Source organism: Pedobacter sp. (genome assembly GCF_035566355.1).
Classification (GTDB): domain Bacteria; phylum Bacteroidota; class Bacteroidia; order Sphingobacteriales; family Sphingobacteriaceae; genus Pedobacter.
Genome location: NZ_DATMRL010000408.1, coordinates 1 through 18109, shown reverse-complemented (window position 1 = coordinate 18109; position 18109 = coordinate 1). Strand labels below are relative to the sequence as shown.

The following is an 18109-nucleotide window of genomic DNA, read 5'->3' as shown; positions in this document are numbered from 1 at the left end:
TACCGATTCTCCTAAAAAAATGATTGGGCGATTAAAAGAGTCCTGTTTCTTTATTTCCAGTATAAAATTTCTATTTTTAGTAAAGAAATGAACAAGATGATCAAATGCCATGAAAACAAAATGAGAAGGCTAATGCTGATGCTTACTTTGGTATTGGGTATTTTGACATTCTTCGGCAATGCGAGATCTGTTATTGATCCAAAGCCAACACAAACTGAGGTTGAAATCTCTAATTTCGGGAAAGCGGGCAACAGAACCATTTCCTATCAGCACGCCTTAGACTTGCTTCGGGGTGATCAGGCACGGTGTTTTCGGCTGAGCTGGAACGAAGCTTTGCTTTCGTTCAATAATTTAATTCAGGTTAAACTGGCCCTGGTTAATGTGCGACAGGGTTTTCAGCCTCCAATCTTGTACTACTATTTAACCAGAATACTTCCTCAAAGTTCGGACGAGGAAGAACCGTTTAGCGCCTAAGCTTTTCTTCACGGCAATCTTTTTCGGTTGCCCTATCTTAAAAAAGGCCTGGTATTTTATCAGACCATAGCGGTTATTTTTCAAAAAATCAACAATGAAATTATTTAAAAGAATATTAAAGTTCACTGGCATAGCTCTGTTGGTGCTTCTGACTTGTGCTTCATTTTACCTTTATAATTCGGGGCCTGAAATGCCCCCTGGAACTGATGCACTCATTACCAAAGTGCTGGAAAGTCCGCTTCCGGAACAAGTAAAAGGTAAAACGGGTTTTGCAAAGTCTCATGGATTGAGCATTTGGTATGAAAGTGTAGCCCCTAAGCGGGCCACAAAAGGTGCTGTTCTGCTCATTATGGGAATCTCTAATGATGCTTTGGGCTGGCCTCCGCAGTTTATCAGTGCCCTGGTGGATTCTGGTTACCAGGTGATCCGTTATGACCACAGGGGTACCGGTGAGTCTGACTGGGTAAAGGACTGGAACAGTAAGCATCCATACTCGCTGGCCGATATGGCGGATGATGGTGTTGCGGTATTGAATTCACTAGGGCTTAGAAAGGCAAATGTGGTGGGTATATCTATGGGAGGGATGATTGCCCAGGAACTGGCCATCAATCATCCGGACAGGGTAGCCACGCTAAATTCCATCATGTCTTCAGGCTATATAGAAGATCCTGCATTGCCACCGATATCTTCTGCAGTAGCCTGGGATCTGGTTAAGGTAGCCTTGAAATACGGTATTATCGGGACGGACCGCAATATGATCAAAATGCATATTGCAAGCCGGATCATCCTGAAAGGGAAATCAAATTACCAGTTGAATTCTAAAGAATTGGCCGAACAGGTATTGTATGATATCCGAAAGCGAAAAGGATACAATTCAGATGTCTCCAGACAGCATCAGGCAGCAGTTTTTCTTTCCGGATCAAGATATGATAAGCTAAAGAAACTCAGCATGCCCACGCTTGTCATTCACGGGAGGGAAGACCCCTTCATACCGATTGCGCATGGTAAGAAGTGCGCAGCAATCATTCCTACTGCTGACAGCCTCTGGGTAGACAACATGGGACATGACCTGCCGAACAATCTGGTTGGTACCCTGACAAAGGCGATGATTGCTAATTTCCATAGGAAATAAAAAAGTTATAAAAAATGAAAACTCATTAGCAATTACAATTGCTAATGAGTTTAACTCAAACCTTCCACAAGCAGCTTCAATTCTTTCTTGTTGCTATAATTTAGTCATTAAATATGAGCAAGTATATTGACCAGTTTACCAAAGGGATCGCGCACATAAAAGCGACGCACCCCCCAAGGCTCATTTGTCAGTTCATATTCAATTTTAAAACCATGTTCCTGCATTAATTTATAAGCTGTATCCACATCATCAACTTCGATAGATAAATCCGGGACTGGTGTGCCTGAACCACCCTCACTAGCAAAGCTAATTTGTACACTCATGTCTTCTTCTGAACCGTATGTGGCTATCCAGCCCTGATCCATTAAGACTTTCATGCCCAGCAACTCTACGTAAAATAGTTTTGCTTTCTCAATTTCCTGTGATGCTATATTGGCAACGATACGTTTAACTTTCATTCTATATAAATTAATTCAAATATAATTATTCAATTGGGATAAAGTGATATAAAGAAGCTAGAGAGAGGCGAGGTTGTCGCTATATCAAGTGGCTAAATACAGCGTACCTAAAACGCATCTGAAACGCAGTTTATTCGGGATTTTTCATATCATGCACGGTTTATATGCGGATTTAATTCCATTTGTATATTTTGTTGTTATAGCCCTATGTTAGCTTGCCTACTCGTTCCATGTATATAACCATTATGATTTTTCAAATCAGATAGCGGTATAGATATTTTTTAGTCTATATATCAGGACATTAAAATTTTTCTTGCAGTTAAAGTGAATTAATTCGATATTAAAGTAGGAGAATCAAATATTTTTTTTACTTTTGCACTCCTTCAGAGATGAAGACGATTCCGTAGCTCAGCTGGTAGAGCATTACACTTTTAATGTAGTGGTCCTGGGTTCGAATCCCAGCGGGATCACGAAAAGCCTCAACGAATTTGGGGCTTTTTGCTTTAATAGATTTTTTAGCGTTATTTCATATATCTGGCTTTAGGTTAAATAACCTTCAACCATGCTTATAAATTGCATGATTGACATTTAAGACAGAAAACTTTTAAAACCAGCACCTGTTTTTATTGTTTAGTTGGTATAAACATTTTAATTAAGAGACGATGACTATTCAATTAAACACCGACAAAAATTTAACGATACATCAGGAATACGAAGAAAAAATTAAAAATGAAATCAATGAAGGCCTGGCGATATACGATGATTTAATCACCCGCCTGGAGGTACATTTATCAGACGAAAATGGAAGTAAGGAAGGTTTAGATGATAAACGTTGTTTATTAGAGGCAAGAGTTTCAGGTCGAGAACCTGTTGCTGTTTCCAGCTTAGGAAACAGTTATGATTTGGCCCTTCATGGCGCCATTACCAAGTTGAAAAGCAAGCTGGAAACAATAGTCGGCAAACTTAAAGCCCGATAGCAATAGATTAGGCTCGAATCCCAACGGGATCACTAAAAAAGGCTTTCTAAATAGTTTAGAAAGCCTTTTTTATAGCTATTTTGATACCTTATCCAGAGGTAAATATAGAAATTCGGTGTAAAAGGGAGGACATCTTCATATAAAGCTATCCCCCCAATTACGGGCTCTCGACCCTTTTTGTTGGTTATATGGCAATAGGATAGTGGCAAAATCTATGAGTTTTCAGAGCGAGGCATAATTTATCATTGGAGGTGAGGGTTAATATTCATTATATACGAAACCAGGAGAGAAATGGATCAGAAGTGAAAACAAGTTCAGATGGGCTTAATCTAAGATTTTAATGCTCTCTACTCAAAGATACTAATTTTTCTTTAAAATAAAACAGCTATCTGTCTGTAGGTCAGTGTTTAAGTTGTTTTCTTCTAAATGGCGCCAATACGGTGCTGTTTTAAAGCTTATAATGGCGTCGGCAGGATTATAATTTATCCATGCTTTAAAATTTGGAAAGCTTTCTTGTTCATTTAAATACCTGTTTCTATTGTTTGAAAAATCTGATCTTATAAATTTTTCCTTTGTTGTAATAGGTTCCGTTTATAAATGCCGGAAGGGTATCGTAATACTCTGTGAGGTCAGTTAAGATAAAATAATCTGAAGATAGAAAAGGCGATGGTAAAGATCTATGAAATTTTAGCTTCTTATCCCCACCAACATATCCCAAGTCAGGGGAAAAAATTACTTTTTTGCCATTTTTGCTATTTGTCATTGTAATGGAAGATGCTCCGATATAACCATCGGCGAAACTTAGTTTTACCGGCTTCTTGTTCAACACAGCTTTATAGGGAACGGCTTCATATGCCTTTTGCGCATAGGTAAAAAAGGGGAGAAGAACGATGAATAAGATGATGTTTAACTGTTTATTTTTCATAATACCCTGTAGATCGTAATAAAGACTATAATAACCATGATAATGCAATAGATCAGTTTGTTGTTCTTTGCCAGCCAATTGGGGAGGTAGATATCAAAATTGTCTTTCGTAGAATTTGAATACCTCCTTGCTATAATGGTTAAAGGACAGAAAAAATTAAACCACAGAAGTGTGATACATTCTATACCAACCAGGCCATACCCGATCCATAACCATCGGTCAATTTTGTTTATGATGACTGCATACAACATGTAAAAGATCATCACGCTGTAGAATGCCCATATGACTGTATGCAGAAATTTCAGGAGTACTAATTTGTTTGCATTGGTCATAACTGCTGCTATTAGTATCTGTAACTTTAGCTGGAAATGGACGGTATTTTAAAAACGATTACCTTTATTAGAGTCTCTTAACGGCTCTGTTAAGATCAAGATTCCATGGTCTTTATCATTTACATTAAAATCCTTTTTTAATGCTTTTCTATCCAGAATTTTGATTTCTTGCAGAGTTACATCATTTACCGAGGCCAGATCGAAATCACAACTATTTTTTAATAATTTCTTATTCAGTATATACTGAAATGAACTATCACTCTCTATAGTAGGCATTAACCGGGCATAATCATCAGATTTGCGCTTCAGATAATTCCACATTTTCTTCCTGGCAAAAGTTTTTGTTTCGATATAAATTATACCGTTTTTTCCTTCTTCACCTAATCGCTCTATTGCATTGTTCTCTTTAACAACTTGTATAAAAGCGATATCCTTAGGGTTTATGCTCCTAAAATAGTCGGGGTTAATCCTAACGCTATCTAAGAAGTAAATCGGATTTCTATCCTGGCTCTCTTTAGTTTGAGCAAAAGAAATTATTGTTATAAAATTGAAAAATAAAAGGCCTAATAATTTTTTCATCTTTTAAAGTTTAAGTATGCGGATTAGATTGCTCTTGACCTGTTATTTAAATATAAGAATTTATTCCTGAAAAAATTATGACCTTTGGCAATCTTACACTTGAGAAAATCATATTTAAACCATGATAAGAAATACAAAAACCGGCTTAATAGCCTATTCAGGACTTGCTCTGCTCTTTAGTACTGTCCTTACTTCCTGCAGCCATAAAAAATCGGAGGCGTCTTATGCTGCAAGTGATCCTGTTTTTAAAAATATGGACACAACAGTGCATCCAGGGAACGATTTCTTTAAGTACGCCAATGGAGGCTGGATCAAGAAGAATCCAATTCCCGCTGCGTATTCCAGTTGGGGAATAGGAAACCTTGTGCAGGAAGAAATCCGGGAAAAGCTTAAAAAAATTAATGAAGATGCCCTGAGGGAAAACGCGGCGAAAGGAACCAACAGCCAGAAAATTGCTGATTTTTATTTCTCCGGTATGGATACGGTGGGTATTGAGAAGAGAGGGACCAGTGACTTAAAGGCTGAACTGGACCGTATCGACCAGATCAAAGATATAAATGGTATTTTAGACTTCTCAGCCCATCTTACCACCTATGGGATTGAAAATATGATAGGACTTTACATCGGTCAGGATGAAAAAAATAGTGATAAAATAGCACTCCATATCAGTCAAAGTGGAATTGGCCTGCCCAACAGGGACTATTATTTCAATACCGATACACGCACTAAGAATATCAGGAACGATTACTCCGGAAAGCATTTGCCCGCTGTATTGAAGCTTTCAGGAATGACGGATCAGGATGCTACAGCAGCAGCAAAGAATGTGTTTGCTATTGAAACAGCCCTTGCAGCCAGTTCACGTAAACTGGAAAATCTGCGGGATCCCTATCACAACTATAACAAGATGTCAATTGCTAAGCTGAACCAGTTAACACCTGGAATGAACTGGACAGACATTTTTCAGAAATTAAACATCAATAAAGCCGATACGGTTATCGTAGGCCAGCCCGAATATTACCAGGCCTTGAACAAGGCATTAAAAACTTTCCCAATCAAGGATTGGAAGGCTTATCTACGCTGGCATTTGATTTCTGCCACCTCTCCTTATCTGAACAAAGATCTTGATAAAGAAAAATTTAGATTCTATGGGACAGTTATTGCAGGAAAAAAGGAGCAATTGCCGAGATGGAAACGTGTGCTTGACGCTGAAAACGCTTTAATGGGAGAGGTGCTGGGACAGTTGTTTGTTAAAGCATATTTTCCGGAGGCCGCTAAGAAACGCTATTCAGATATGGTCACTGCTATACGCAGCAGTTACAAAGAGCATATCGAAAAACTAGACTGGATGAGTGCTGAGACCAAGAAAAAGGCGCTTGATAAACTGGAAAAGATAAATCCAAAAGTTGGCTTCCCTGATAAATGGAAAGATTTTTCTACGCTGGAGATCGACCGTAAATCTTATGTGCTGAATGTACTGCGTGCCCAGGCCTGGTGGTATAACAGAGAAGTGAATAAATTAGGTAAACCCGTTGACCGTACCGAATGGGACATGACACCTCAAACCTATAACGCGTATTACAACCCCTCAAATAATGAAATTGTATTGCCTGCGGCGATATTCAGCATAGCTGGTGTAAAAGATGAAGACGTGGATGATGCTGTAGTGTATGGTTATGCAGCGGCATCTACTATTGGCCATGAAATTACACATGGTTTTGATGATGAAGGGCGTCAGTTTGATGCAAAAGGAAATCTAAAAGCCTGGTGGACGCCACAGGATTCTGTGAAGTTCACAGAGAGGGCTCAGGTTCTTGTAAACCAGTTCAATCATTATAAAGTGCTGGACAGTATGCACGTGAACGGAAAAGCGACTCTTGGGGAGAACATTGCCGATTTAGGTGGGATTGTGCTTGGACTGGACGCATTTAAGAAAACTGAACAATACAAAGAGAACAAAAAGATCAACGGATTGACACCACTGCAGCGTTACTTTTTAGGCTATGCTTTGGGCTGGCTGGGGCATCAAAGAGATGAACAATTGGCAAGTCAGATCCTGACAGATGTTCATTCGCCTGCATTTTTAAGGGTAAATGGTCCATTTGCTGATGTGCCTGAATTCTATGAAGCATTCAAAGTAAAGAAAGGTGATGCGATGTGGATTGACCCTGATAAACGAGTTAAAATCTGGTAAATATATTTAACGATCGGACCATAAAAAAGGCTATTCTCCTAACGGGGAATAGCCTTTTTTATATTTAGCTGAGCTATTATTCTCTTACAAAGATGGTAGTCCTTCCACTTTGTTTAAGGATCATTTCTTTTTTGTCCGTATTAAACTCAACCAAAATATCATCAGCATTAAATTTGAATTTATCTTTTGATACTGTTTCCAGCGCGAATTTAGACTGTCCTGTAGCCTGTGCCATAAGTACTGTGCCTTGTTTGGTAAATGTTATCTTTAGAGGGATCTGTTTAGAGGCATAAACACCAAGGTGAGCATCAAGATCTTCACTTTTAATCTCGACCTGTTTTAAGTCAGGAATGTTAAAGGGCCGATGATAAAAAATACTTAAAATAGCGATACTAATATCATTAACAGGATAATTTGCACCGTTTACGCAGGATGAAAAGGAAAGATCATCATCAAATCTGGAGGTCACACTATGACTTCCATAGGTGTCCCCACCATGTCCAACACCAATTTTTCCATAAAAAGGTACTCTTGTCAGTCCCATTCCAAATGTATACTGATCTTCAAATGCTCTCATTTGATTGTAGCTTTCTGGCTTAACAAGTTTTCCCGTTGCCAGGGCATTGATAAAAGCAAGCATGTCTGTCGGCGTTGATAGCATATCACCCACACCAATTATATTCGGAAAATAAATATCCCTGATCTTAACCCACGAAGTTATACGTTGATAAGGCCGGGCCTCCGCGTTTTCTGATTCGTTGGCTTTAGAAGAAAATGTATGTTGTAATCCTATTTTACCTGAAATGCGATTTTTAATCAGCTTGTTGTAAGGCTTACCCGTTATATCTTCCAAAATATAACCCAATAATAAATATCCTGAATTGCAATACAATTGCTCGGCACCAGGTTCAAAATGTACTTTCTTTCCTGCAATACTCTGTAATAATTCTGCTTTAGTATGCGGGGTGGTGATCCAGACTTTATTATCTGTATCATTCACGTAATCCGCCAACCCACTGGTGTGGTTGAGCAGGTTTTCAATAGTTATCTTTTCCGCATTTGGCATTTGTGGGAAATACTTATACAGCTTAGTATCCAGAGACAATTTGCCTTCATCAATAAGCTGAAAGATCAGCGTTGCAGTAAACATTTTGGTCATCGAGCCAATCCTGTAAAGTGTAACAGATGTGGCCGGTATCTTATTGTTGCCTTCTAATGAGCTGTAACCTATTGATTTCTGATATATAATTTTACCCTTTTGGGATATGGCAAAACTTCCCATACAACGATTATTCGCAGAGAGTGCATTAAAAAAACTGTCTAGTTTTGCTGTATCGATTTCCTGGGCCTGAGCGCTAACCAAAAGAATAAAAACTGCAACCAGAGAAGCGGTAATTTTTTTCATAATTGAGTATAATGATATTCAAGATCGTCCAAATCTAACAATAGCTTTTGCAATTAAATAGATAATATAGAATTTTATTTTCGGTTTTTTTCAGTGCTAAATGGACCTGTTCTTGGTTTATTATAAACAATATATTTTCTTATAATTGGAAGTAGCAAATGAGGATAAAATGAATTATTTGAATAAGATATCAGAGAAAAAATGTATTATTAAGGAAATGAAGATATCTATGAGTACTAATATTCTAAACAATCGACATTAATGATTACATCTAGATTTCGTTTATGGAGTTTATTTCCAATCTTGCTGCTATGTGTAACAATCTTAATTACAGTGTTTTTCTTACTGAATAATGATGTTGTAGAGTTAATTGATAATAAACCAATGTTTTTTGTTGTCTTTTTTGGGGTATTTTTTTTCTATTCCATTTTTCTTTTATTTTGGGGCGAGCTCAGAACAAAATGTATTAAAATAGAGGTTAACGAGGCTTCTGTAACAAAAAGGGGCTTCCTTGGTTTTGGAACTACGTCTACTTATAAAATCAATGAAGTTGAAGGCTATAGAATAAGTTCTTTGTCTTCTAGGTCAGGAACTTATGAATATCTCTATTTGCTAGTAAATGAAAAAAAAGTAATTAAAATATCTGAGTTCTATCATTCAAATTATCTGGAAATGAAGACTGTGATAATCCGAAAGAATTTCAAAAATTTAGGAGTCGAACAATGGAGTTTTTTAACTGAAACAAAGGAGATTTTTCAGTAAAAATGAGGCTGGAGTATATATTGCCTTGCTTTAGAATTAATTTATCCATGTTTATGAAGATTCAGGATTTTAATGGTAATATGATCTTTTAATCCACCAAAAAACTTCTTCAGTACCTTTTCAAATACAGGGTCTGCACCAGGTACAGCTGCAAATAAAGTCATACAGGATTTTAGTTTTAGATCATCCGGACTGCCAAATATCTCATGAGCATTATCATTTTTAAGATCCAGAAGGGTATTGCACACCAAAATCAACCTCGCGCCCAAAACGCGATGTGCAAGATATTCCTGAGCCTCTGCTAAATCCTCTATCGCATATAGCTTTGAAGTTTCAGTAAAGCCCAATCCCTGAATTTGTGGTAAGATAAACCACATCCAGTGACTTTGTTTTTGGCCATTTTGAATCTCTGTTAGCGCTGTTTGGAAAACCGGCTTTTGCGCATTAATAAATCTCTCCAGGTTGTGCTGCTTCATCTCATTATCTTCAGGGAGCGTGAATATATTGAATTAAATATTAAAGAAGCATTAGTTGAGCAGTTTAATTTTTAAAGGGGGACCTATGGCAGAAATTATTAGCTTTAAATATGGAAAATAAGAAGAATAAGGTTTTCGAAAGCTACAATATCATTGCCGACTGGTTTGCCGAAAACCGTTACCAGGGATTGATGGAAAAAGCCTATCTCGATAAAATCATGGAGATTTTAGGCAAAGGTTCCAGCATACTGGATCTGGGCTGCGGAACCGGAATGCCCATGATGGGTTATCTTTTAAGTCAGGGAATGCAAGTTACCGGCGTTGATGCCAGCCATCGTATGTTGGAGATTGCAAAAAACAATCTTCCCTTTGCCGATTTCCGGCAGGCCGATATGCGGGAGCTTTCACTTGGTGAAAAATATGATGCCATTATAGCCTGGGATAGCTTTTTCCATCTTCCTTCAGATGACCAGCCTGCCATGTTTCATGTTTTTAAAAAGCATCTTAATCCTGGAGGTATCTTAATGTTCACCTCAGGTAAAGAACTTGGAGAAGTCTGGGGAATGAATGGTGGAGAAAACCTCTTTCATGCCTCATTAAATAAAACCCAGTATCAATCACTACTAGAAACGCATGGCTTCCATGTTTTGGAATATAAAGAAGATGATCCGGATTGTGGTAACGCTACCGTATGGATGGCACAATTGCATTAGAAATTAGATCCAGGTGAGAGACCGTTCACAAAATTCTGTAAAAATTGATTCCTCCGCAACAACTCCAGGTTGTAAATTCAACCCTGTTCACGACAGTAAATTTAATTAAATGATTGTCTGAATTCGAGTGGAGAAAGACTGGTTTTGCTTTTAAACAATTTATTAAAAGACTGAGGATGTTCAAAACCTAGCTGGTAGGCTACCTCCGCAACAGATACCTTACTGGTCGAAAGAATTTCTTTGGCTTTCTCGATGAGTTTTTGGTGGATATATTGTTGGGCATTCTGGCCCATCAATGACCGTAGCATATCGCTTAAATAACGAGGAGAAACCAGCAATTGCTCTGCGAGAAACTGAACTGTCGGCAAGCCTTTATGTAAAGCAGTTTCGTTATTGAAATAATCATTCAGCAGGTTTTCCGCTTTGGAGAGTAAGTCATTGTTCACTGCTTTTCTGGTGATAAATTGCCGTTTATAAAAACGGTTGCTATAATTCAGCAATAACTCAATTTGGGTTACAATAACATCCTGGCTGTAATCATCTATCGGCAACTGCAATTCCTCTTCAATATGATGGAAAATGTTTAATATCGTTGATCTTTCTTTATCAGAGAGGTGCAAGGCCTCATGGATATCATAAGAAAAGAAGCCGTAGTTTTTAATGTTCCTTCCCAAGGGGTAATTCCTGATGAAATCAGGATGAATGAGTAAAGTGTAGCCTAAATATTCTGTATCATCTGTAGTAGCCAATAGCTGATTGGGGGAAGTAAAAACCAGGCCACCTTCATCAAAATCATAATAATTTTGTCCATACTTTATCTTTCCGTTAAGGCCCTTTTTATAAGAGATCTTATAAAAATTAAGAAGGAAAGAAGCCGGCAACTGATCTTTATCAACAGAGATCAGCGTATTGTCAACCAGGCATACCAGTGGGTGCAAAGGCTTTGGCAAGCCCAGCACCCGGTGTAAGTCGGATATCGAATTAAACTGATAGGGAATATGTTCTTCCTTTTTCATCGTTACAAATATAAGCGGTTTATGCTTCTAAAAATGTTTGTGCCATCTGTTTTCTAAAAGCTTCATCGCCAAGTTGTAAACGCTGCGCATAGAGCGCTTTTGCATCTTCACCAGCAACATATCTTAATTTGTCTTTTCCATCTGTGGCCGCCTCGTAAACTATAGCAGCTATGTCTTCTGCAGATGTAAAATGATCCTCGTTAAAACCGGAGAATAACTTATCTACCCATTTTTGATAAACAGGGTGGCTAGACATATCTGCTGAACGACTCAGGAAATCTGTTTTAATTCCACCCGGAGAAACTGTTTTAATGCCCACGCCAATTTTTCCTAGCTCAAAAGCCATACTCTCACTCCAACCTTCCAGGGCCCATTTAGTGGCGTGATAGACAGAACTGAAAGGGAAGGTAATTAATCCGCCTATAGAGGTCGTGGATATAAACAGACCTGATTTCTTTTCCCTGAAATAAGGGATAAATGCCTGGGTAACGCGAATCACCCCCAAAATATTGGTATCTAACTGACGAACCAGCTGCTCATCTGTAGTGGATTCCAGAGGTCCCATTAATCCGTAACCAGCATTGTTAAATACCACATCAACCGGACCTAAAGCAATTGCCTTTTTAACGGTATCATTAATCTGATCCAAACTGGTTACATCTAAAGGCAATAAACTGACATTGTCTATCAGGCTCAGCTCTTTTTCGTTTTCAGGTTTGCGCATCGTTGCGATAACTTTCCAGCCTTTGGCTGCAAATAATTTAGCTGTTGCTTTTCCCAGGCCTGTTGAGGCACCTGTAATGAATATTGTTTTCATGTTCTTTATCTAATTATGTACCACAAAGTTCCACGAACAGTTAATCATCCAGGTATCCAAATTGGAATTTATTGTAGCCAAAATGGCACTCGGAAAAACGGATACCATGGCTGTCTTTGCTTTATTTATTTAATAATTTCTTTTTAATTTTTTAAACATTAGTTTTGCTATGGCCACCTGGCTATTGATTTCATGCGTCCGTACAAAGCCTCCAAATATTCCGATGAAATCCTGTTGGATCTGGTTAACTCCTGTGATGACCGTGCTGCGTTTACTGAAATTTACCATCGTTATTGGCAAGTTCTGCTGGATGCAGCTTACCAGAGGCTGAAATCCCGGGAAGCTTCAGAAGAAATTGTACAGGAGATTTTTGTGAACTTTTTTCTCAGGCGCCATGAAGTTGAAGTTAAAAGTAATCTGGAGGCTTGGTTGAAGACAGCCCTTAAGTATAAAGTGTACAATGTTTATCGTTCTCAGCTGCTGCATCAAAAACATCTTGAAGGAATTATAAGGGAAACTCATTCTTCACCTTTGCCACCAGATGAGGCTATGTCTGTTAAGGAGTTAAGAGCGCGTATCCTGTCCGTTACTGATAGCCTGCCTGATAAATGCAGAGAAGTATTTATACTCAGCAGGATAGAGCACCTTTCTCAGCAGGAAATAGCAATTCGTTTAGATATTTCAGTAAATACGGTTAAAAAGCATATTACCAAAGCACTACGTATACTGAAAGCTGAATTTAAAGAAAATCATTTTGACGTGCTGTTGCTGATTCTTTTTTTTAATGTTTTTAAATAAAACGTTTTATCAAATTAAATAGCTAGTTGTCTGTGTGTTATCTTTTTGTTGAAAGAAAATGTACATAGGGAGTAGCACCTTTTACCATTTTAGGGTATTACCATTTAAAGAGCCCTTGATGGATAACGAAAAGATACTTTACCTGCTTGATCAATACACTAACGGAACGGCTTCTGCTGATGATTTGAAAGCGCTTGATCGCTGGTACAATAATTTTGAACAAGATGAAAAGCTAATCGGCAGTTTATCAGCTAATGAAGTAAAAGATATAGAAAAGAAGATGCTGTTAGATATTGACCAGAGAATCGAAGCCGCAACTGGCCGGTCAAAGGCAATTTCAAGAAGATTATCGATTCAACAATGGTTTACCATAGCAGCAACGTTATTCCTGATCCTCTCTCTGGCCGTTTTTTTTACTGTCAAGAAACTGCCTCTTTTCCATACAGAAGATACAGTTGGCATAGACGTATTGCCAGGAGGGAATAAAGCGATACTCATTTTAGGCAATGGTGAAAAGATCAATTTAAATGAAAGAGCATCCGGCATCATTTCCCAGGAGTCGGGCACAAAGATCAGCAAATCAGCGAATGCAAGTTTAATTTATATCCCCGGCAATGCCAATACCCGGTCCAGTTCAGATGTGGTAAGTACAAATACCATCATCATTCCAAATGGAGGGCTATATGAAGTTCAGCTTCCAGATGGAACATATGTTTGGTTAAATGCAGCTTCTTCGTTAACCTATCCCACGCGATTCGCCGGACATATCCGAAAGGTTAAATTAACTGGAGAAGGATATTTTGAGGTAGCGAAAGATAGGCTTAAACCTTTTGTAGTAGAAACAGAAGACCAGGAGGTTCAAGTTTTGGGTACCCATTTCAATATTAATGCCTATGCCGAAGAAAAAGTGCAAAAAACTACCCTTTTGGAAGGATCAGTTAAAGTCATCTCGAAAATCGCTTCGGTTTTAATTAAACCAGGAGAGCAGGTCACCAACCAGAATAGCAATTTGAGTGTAGGTCAGTTCAATTCAGCAGAGGCTATAGCCTGGAAAAATGGAATTTTTCAATTTAACCATACCGAACTACACAATTTAATGCTGGATCTTTCCAGGTGGTATAATGTCAAGGTAGTCTATGAAGGCCATATAAAGAAACGTTTTTTTTCGGGTACAATCGACAAATCCTATACGCTGGTAGAGGTTTTAAAGGTATTGGAATTAGGACGTGTTCACTACCGGATAGAACAGGCCAAAACAACGAATACGCAAACCAAACTGGTGATCATTCCTTAAAAAAAGCAAATCAACAACCAATTATAAACTGAAGGTCTAATCTAAACTAAACAATATGACGAAATAATTTACAAACTCAACGAAGACAGGTTGATAAAAAAGAAACCGGGGAGCGCTTGGAACCCTTCCCCGGATTGTGTCTGGGTCAATCCTGAACCACCTGGTTAGAAACCAGCAGGGTTAAAAGATTAATGAACTGTTTTATCTATCACATTTACCCAAACGTACAAAAGTATGAATTTAAACTTATGTACAGGGCCAGTCTGGAAAAGACCTGGGTCTGTATTGAAATTTTTGATGGTAATGAAAATGATTGTCCTGATAATCACCATCGGATGTTTACAGGTTTCTGCTAAAAGTTATGCACAACTTGTATCTATCAATGAAAAAAATATAACGTTAACTGAAATTTTTGGTAAAATCCAAACGAAAACCGGTTATCGGTTTTTTTGGGAACAGAACGATATTTCACAGGTTAAACTATCTGTAAATATCAAAAATGCCACTTTGGAGAATGCCTTGGAGCAGGTTTTCAAAGACCTGCCTTTTACCTATTCCATTACCAAAAAATCGATAGTGATTCAAAAGAAAGAAAAGACCTTGTTTGAACGGGTATTCTCTGTATTTGCAACTGTAGATGTCAAAGGAAGGGTTGTGGATGATAAAGGACTTCCTTTACCGGGCGCAACGATCAGTATTAAGAGCGGAAGTTACAGCAAAGGACTAGTAAGTGATGCCAATGGAGAATTCACATTGAGCCGGGTACCGGATGGTCTCTATTCAGTAGAAGTCTCTATGGTTGGTTTTGTAAAATATAGCAATTCCATCACCATAAATGCAGATAACAAACGTATAGATGTCACATTGGTACCCTCTGCAGATAATTTGAGCGAAGTCGTGGTGGTTGGTTATGGCACACAACAGAAAGTAAATGTAACCAGTTCCGTTGTTACGGTGTCCAGTAAAGAGATCGAAAACCGGGCAGTTCCTTCTGTATTGAATATTTTGCAGGGAGAAGCAGGCGGATTGAACATCCAGCAAACCGACGGTAATCCGGGTTATGGATCAACATCGGTAGATATCCGCGGCAACAGTACATTATCCAGTAACCCGGTTTTGTACATTGTTGATGGTATGGCGGTTAATAGCATTAACTATTTGAACCCAAGTGATATTTCTTCTGTGAGTGTGCTTAAAGATGCTTCTGCAACAGCTATATACGGTGCCAGGGCATCAGGAGGCGTATTGTTGATTACCACTAAAAAAGGAAAGCAGAACAGCAAGCCGGAACTGCAATATAGTACTATGGTTGGTTTCCAGCGGCCGGCCAGGCTACCTAAATTTGTAGATGCACCCCAGTTTGTGGACTTGTACAACCAGGCCCAGCTAAATGACAATCCAGGTGCACAAGTAAAATATACCCCAGAGCTGGTCCGGAAATACAAATCTGGCGAATTACCAAGCACCAACTGGCTCCCATATATCCTGGACAATCAAGCCATGCAAAATCAGCAAAACCTCAGTATTTCCGGAGGAGGAAATAATATAGATTATTTTATCTCAGGCGGTTATATGAACCAGGGAGGACTGATTAAAAACGTAGATTACAAACGTTATAGCTTACGTGCAAATGTAAATATGCAAGTGTCTAAGAGGTTAAAGCTGGGCATCAATTCGGTATTGACCAAAGAAGACAAACAACAGCCTGCATATGGTACCGGAAGTGCGCTGCAATGGTCTTATATCGTTCCTGTAACCGAATACCCTTATACCAAGGCAGGAAATGACCGGAGCTATCGTGGCGGGGCCCAACCCAATGACATTATGACAAAAGCAGGTGTTCAGAACGAAAACCTGAATACCATTAATACCAACTTTCTGGCGGAGTTTAAGATCCTGGATAACCTGATCCTGAACGGTACCTACGGTTACAATTACACCAATAGCTTTACTTCTGCCTTTAACAATAAATATCCCTTGTACAATGATGATGAACAAATTGTAGTGTACAACAACAATCCCAACAGCGCTTACAAAGCAAACTATTCCCAAACACATCCAACCGCACTGCTCACTTTAAATTATACCAAAGATTTTGACAAGCACCACTTTAAAGGATTATTTGGTTATTCACAAGAGCAGGACCGCTACGATTTCAATAGTATAACCCGCTGGGGTTTCCTGAACAATTCATTGGATCAGATTGACGCAGGTTCATCGGATCCGACCTTGACCAATGTTTCAGGAAATGCAACATCATACGCTATCCAATCCTGGTTTGGTCGTCTCAATTATGACTTTGATGGCAAATATCTGCTTGAAGCCAATGCGCGCTATGACGGTACATCGGTCTTTCAGAATAAAAAATATGGATTTTTTCCATCTGTGTCTGCCGGATGGGTAGCCTCGAAAGAGAACTTTTTTAAATCCCTAAACAATGTCGTTAACTTTTTAAAGGTCAGAGGCTCTTATGGGCAAGTTGGAAACCAGAATGCTAGTGGTCTGTACCCATGGGCCAATACCATTGCGCAAGACAAATATGTCCTGAACAAAGCAAGCGTAACCACCACTTATTACAATAATTCCCCTAATCCGGATTTAACCTGGGAGGTGAAAACCACAGCAAATCTCGGTCTTGATTTCACCCTCCTGCAACACCTGGACATCAGTGTAGATGTTTTCAGAGACCGTACTACAGGCATATTGCGTTCACCAAATGTTCCTTCTACCTATGGCATTGGTGCACCTCAGCAAAATGTAGGTAAAATGCAGAATCAGGGTTTTGAACTTAATATTGCTTACCGAAATCATATCGGCGATTTTAACTATCGTGCTTCACTTAACCTCTCCGACAGCAGAAACAAGATTCTTGATTTGGGTGGAACAGGACCAAGTTATGGAGACAATCCCCTTGTTGTAGGTCAGTCCCGCTGGATATGGTATGGTCTGCAGGCAGAGGGACTCTTCCAGTCAAAAGAAGATATTGCCAATCATGCCGCACAAGATCCAAGGGTGCAACCAGGAGATATTAAATTTAAAGATGTGAATGGCGATGGAAAGATCACACCAGATGACCGTGTCATTTTAGGTCAGGCTACGCCACATTACCGCTATGGAATTACCTTAGCCGGTTCGTACAAAGGCTTTGACTTTTCGTTATTACTGCAAGGTGTGATGAGTAATCTAACCCGTGTAACCGGCGGAGCACAGGTTCCATTCTTTTTTAATGGTGATGGAAACATTCTTCAGTCACAGCTGGATTACTGGTCTCCCTCAAATCCGGATGCGCGTTACCCCATCCTCAGAACCGACCAATCCATTAACAATGGACAGTTTTCAAGTTGGTGGTTGTTTAAAGCCTCTTACATGAGATTTAAAAACGCACAGCTGGGCTATACTTTTTCTAATACGCTGACAAAGAAAATAGGAGTTGCTTCTATAAGGATTTTTGCAGCAGGAGATAATCTGTTCCTGATCACCAGCAAAAACTTCCCTAAAAGTCTGGATCCGGAGATCCCGAATTACGGTGATGGTTCTAATTATCCTCAGGTACGTAACCTGAGTCTGGGTTTAAACGTAAACTTTTGATACCGGTATACACCATGGTCTATCTTAATCCTACAACGATGAACAATAACATGAAAAAAATAATTGTAGTCTGTGCCGCATTGATCACCTGTTTATTTGCAGAGAGCTGCAAAAAGGGATTGCTTGATCAAAGCCCGCTCAACCAAATCACAGACGGTACATACTGGCAGTC

The 18109-nt window shown here is 38.9% G+C and carries 16 protein-coding genes and 1 tRNA gene; 10 read left to right on the top strand and 7 right to left on the bottom strand.

Annotation, left to right across the window (positions count from 1 at the left end; translation table 11 throughout):
• Window positions 1-87 precede the first annotated feature (87 nt).
• Both VNZ46_RS15900 and VNZ46_RS15895 read left to right on the top strand, forming a co-directional pair.
• The gene (locus tag VNZ46_RS15900; RefSeq protein ID WP_325561048.1) at window positions 88-474 is read left to right on the top strand and encodes a hypothetical protein; all 387 of its coding nucleotides are present in this window, start codon (window positions 88-90) and stop codon (window positions 472-474) included.
• Between the two features lie 94 nt (window positions 475-568).
• The gene (locus VNZ46_RS15895) at window positions 569-1606 is read left to right on the top strand and encodes an alpha/beta hydrolase (RefSeq protein ID WP_325561047.1); all 1038 of its coding nucleotides are present in this window, start codon (window positions 569-571) and stop codon (window positions 1604-1606) included.
• Window positions 1607-1713: 107 nt separating this feature from the next.
• Here the strand turns inward: VNZ46_RS15895 and VNZ46_RS15890 are convergent, their stop codons facing one another.
• Window positions 1714-2064 (bottom strand): VOC family protein, encoded by a 351-nt coding sequence (locus tag VNZ46_RS15890; protein ID WP_325561046.1) that lies wholly within the window; start codon window positions 2062-2064, stop codon window positions 1714-1716.
• Between the two features lie 397 nt (window positions 2065-2461).
• On the opposite strand from VNZ46_RS15890, the gene VNZ46_RS15885 reads away from it, so the two are divergent.
• Together VNZ46_RS15885 and VNZ46_RS15880 are read left to right on the top strand one after the other, a co-directional pair.
• A tRNA-Lys gene (locus VNZ46_RS15885) sits at window positions 2462-2534 on the top strand.
• 192 nt (window positions 2535-2726) lie between these two features.
• Window positions 2727-3041, top strand: a complete 315-nt coding sequence (locus VNZ46_RS15880; RefSeq protein WP_325561045.1) for an HPF/RaiA family ribosome-associated protein — start codon at window positions 2727-2729, stop codon at window positions 3039-3041.
• A 535-nt stretch (window positions 3042-3576) separates the two neighbouring features.
• On the opposite strand, the gene VNZ46_RS15875 is transcribed toward VNZ46_RS15880, so the two are convergent.
• Window positions 3577-3966 carry a hypothetical protein gene (locus VNZ46_RS15875; protein WP_325561044.1) on the bottom strand — a complete coding sequence of 130 codons (390 nt, stop codon included), beginning with the start codon at window positions 3964-3966 and terminating at the stop codon, window positions 3577-3579.
• A gap of 380 nt (window positions 3967-4346) precedes the next feature.
• The gene (locus VNZ46_RS15870) at window positions 4347-4877 is read right to left on the bottom strand and encodes a hypothetical protein (RefSeq protein WP_325561043.1); all 531 of its coding nucleotides are present in this window, start codon (window positions 4875-4877) and stop codon (window positions 4347-4349) included.
• A 121-nt stretch (window positions 4878-4998) separates the two neighbouring features.
• Between VNZ46_RS15870 and VNZ46_RS15865 the strand changes: the two genes are divergently transcribed.
• Window positions 4999-7068 (top strand): M13 family metallopeptidase, encoded by a 2070-nt coding sequence (locus VNZ46_RS15865; RefSeq protein ID WP_325561042.1) that lies wholly within the window; start codon window positions 4999-5001, stop codon window positions 7066-7068.
• A gap of 76 nt (window positions 7069-7144) precedes the next feature.
• Here VNZ46_RS15865 and VNZ46_RS15860 read toward each other — a convergent pair whose 3' ends face one another.
• A complete protein-coding gene (locus VNZ46_RS15860) occupies window positions 7145-8473 on the bottom strand; it encodes a serine hydrolase domain-containing protein (RefSeq protein WP_325561041.1) in 1329 nt (442 codons plus the stop codon).
• 261 nt (window positions 8474-8734) lie between these two features.
• Between VNZ46_RS15860 and VNZ46_RS15855 the strand changes: the two genes are divergently transcribed.
• Window positions 8735-9235, top strand: coding sequence for a hypothetical protein (locus VNZ46_RS15855; protein WP_325561040.1), 501 nt, complete (start codon window positions 8735-8737; stop codon window positions 9233-9235).
• Between the two features lie 41 nt (window positions 9236-9276).
• Here the strand turns inward: VNZ46_RS15855 and VNZ46_RS15850 are convergent, their stop codons facing one another.
• Window positions 9277-9711 carry a DUF1810 domain-containing protein gene (locus VNZ46_RS15850; protein ID WP_325561039.1) on the bottom strand — a complete coding sequence of 145 codons (435 nt, stop codon included), beginning with the start codon at window positions 9709-9711 and terminating at the stop codon, window positions 9277-9279.
• 110 nt (window positions 9712-9821) lie between these two features.
• On the opposite strand from VNZ46_RS15850, the gene VNZ46_RS15845 reads away from it, so the two are divergent.
• The gene (locus VNZ46_RS15845; RefSeq protein WP_325561038.1) at window positions 9822-10424 is read left to right on the top strand and encodes a class I SAM-dependent methyltransferase; all 603 of its coding nucleotides are present in this window, start codon (window positions 9822-9824) and stop codon (window positions 10422-10424) included.
• A gap of 101 nt (window positions 10425-10525) precedes the next feature.
• Here the strand turns inward: VNZ46_RS15845 and VNZ46_RS15840 are convergent, their stop codons facing one another.
• Together VNZ46_RS15840 and VNZ46_RS15835 are read right to left on the bottom strand one after the other, a co-directional pair.
• Window positions 10526-11440, bottom strand: coding sequence for a helix-turn-helix transcriptional regulator (locus VNZ46_RS15840; RefSeq protein WP_325561037.1), 915 nt, complete (start codon window positions 11438-11440; stop codon window positions 10526-10528).
• A gap of 19 nt (window positions 11441-11459) precedes the next feature.
• Window positions 11460-12257, bottom strand: coding sequence for an SDR family oxidoreductase (locus VNZ46_RS15835; RefSeq protein ID WP_325561036.1), 798 nt, complete (start codon window positions 12255-12257; stop codon window positions 11460-11462).
• Between the two features lie 192 nt (window positions 12258-12449).
• On the opposite strand from VNZ46_RS15835, the gene VNZ46_RS15830 reads away from it, so the two are divergent.
• From VNZ46_RS15830 to VNZ46_RS15820, 3 genes are all read left to right on the top strand, one after another.
• Window positions 12450-13055 (top strand): RNA polymerase sigma-70 factor, encoded by a 606-nt coding sequence (locus VNZ46_RS15830; protein WP_325561035.1) that lies wholly within the window; start codon window positions 12450-12452, stop codon window positions 13053-13055.
• A gap of 118 nt (window positions 13056-13173) precedes the next feature.
• Window positions 13174-14349 carry a FecR family protein gene (locus VNZ46_RS15825; protein ID WP_325561034.1) on the top strand — a complete coding sequence of 392 codons (1176 nt, stop codon included), beginning with the start codon at window positions 13174-13176 and terminating at the stop codon, window positions 14347-14349.
• A gap of 234 nt (window positions 14350-14583) precedes the next feature.
• Entirely contained in the window at window positions 14584-17937 is a 3354-nt protein-coding gene (locus tag VNZ46_RS15820; protein ID WP_325561033.1) for a TonB-dependent receptor, read from the top strand.
• Window positions 17938-18109: the final 172 nt, after the last annotated feature.

Coding starts and splice junctions, on each gene's coding strand:
- VNZ46_RS15900 (WP_325561048.1), top strand. CDS start 88: ATGAACAAGATGATCAAATGCCATGAAAACAAAATGAGAAGGCTAATG.
- VNZ46_RS15895 (WP_325561047.1), top strand. CDS start 569: ATGAAATTATTTAAAAGAATATTAAAGTTCACTGGCATAGCTCTGTTG.
- VNZ46_RS15890 (WP_325561046.1), bottom strand. CDS start 2,064: ATGAAAGTTAAACGTATCGTTGCCAATATAGCATCACAGGAAATTGAG.
- VNZ46_RS15880 (WP_325561045.1), top strand. CDS start 2,727: ATGACTATTCAATTAAACACCGACAAAAATTTAACGATACATCAGGAA.
- VNZ46_RS15875 (WP_325561044.1), bottom strand. CDS start 3,966: ATGAAAAATAAACAGTTAAACATCATCTTATTCATCGTTCTTCTCCCC.
- VNZ46_RS15870 (WP_325561043.1), bottom strand. CDS start 4,877: ATGAAAAAATTATTAGGCCTTTTATTTTTCAATTTTATAACAATAATT.
- VNZ46_RS15865 (WP_325561042.1), top strand. CDS start 4,999: ATGATAAGAAATACAAAAACCGGCTTAATAGCCTATTCAGGACTTGCT.
- VNZ46_RS15860 (WP_325561041.1), bottom strand. CDS start 8,473: ATGAAAAAAATTACCGCTTCTCTGGTTGCAGTTTTTATTCTTTTGGTT.
- VNZ46_RS15855 (WP_325561040.1), top strand. CDS start 8,735: ATGATTACATCTAGATTTCGTTTATGGAGTTTATTTCCAATCTTGCTG.
- VNZ46_RS15850 (WP_325561039.1), bottom strand. CDS start 9,711: ATGAAGCAGCACAACCTGGAGAGATTTATTAATGCGCAAAAGCCGGTT.
- VNZ46_RS15845 (WP_325561038.1), top strand. CDS start 9,822: ATGGAAAATAAGAAGAATAAGGTTTTCGAAAGCTACAATATCATTGCC.
- VNZ46_RS15840 (WP_325561037.1), bottom strand. CDS start 11,440: ATGAAAAAGGAAGAACATATTCCCTATCAGTTTAATTCGATATCCGAC.
- VNZ46_RS15835 (WP_325561036.1), bottom strand. CDS start 12,257: ATGAAAACAATATTCATTACAGGTGCCTCAACAGGCCTGGGAAAAGCA.
- VNZ46_RS15830 (WP_325561035.1), top strand. CDS start 12,450: ATGCGTCCGTACAAAGCCTCCAAATATTCCGATGAAATCCTGTTGGAT.
- VNZ46_RS15825 (WP_325561034.1), top strand. CDS start 13,174: ATGGATAACGAAAAGATACTTTACCTGCTTGATCAATACACTAACGGA.
- VNZ46_RS15820 (WP_325561033.1), top strand. CDS start 14,584: ATGAATTTAAACTTATGTACAGGGCCAGTCTGGAAAAGACCTGGGTCT.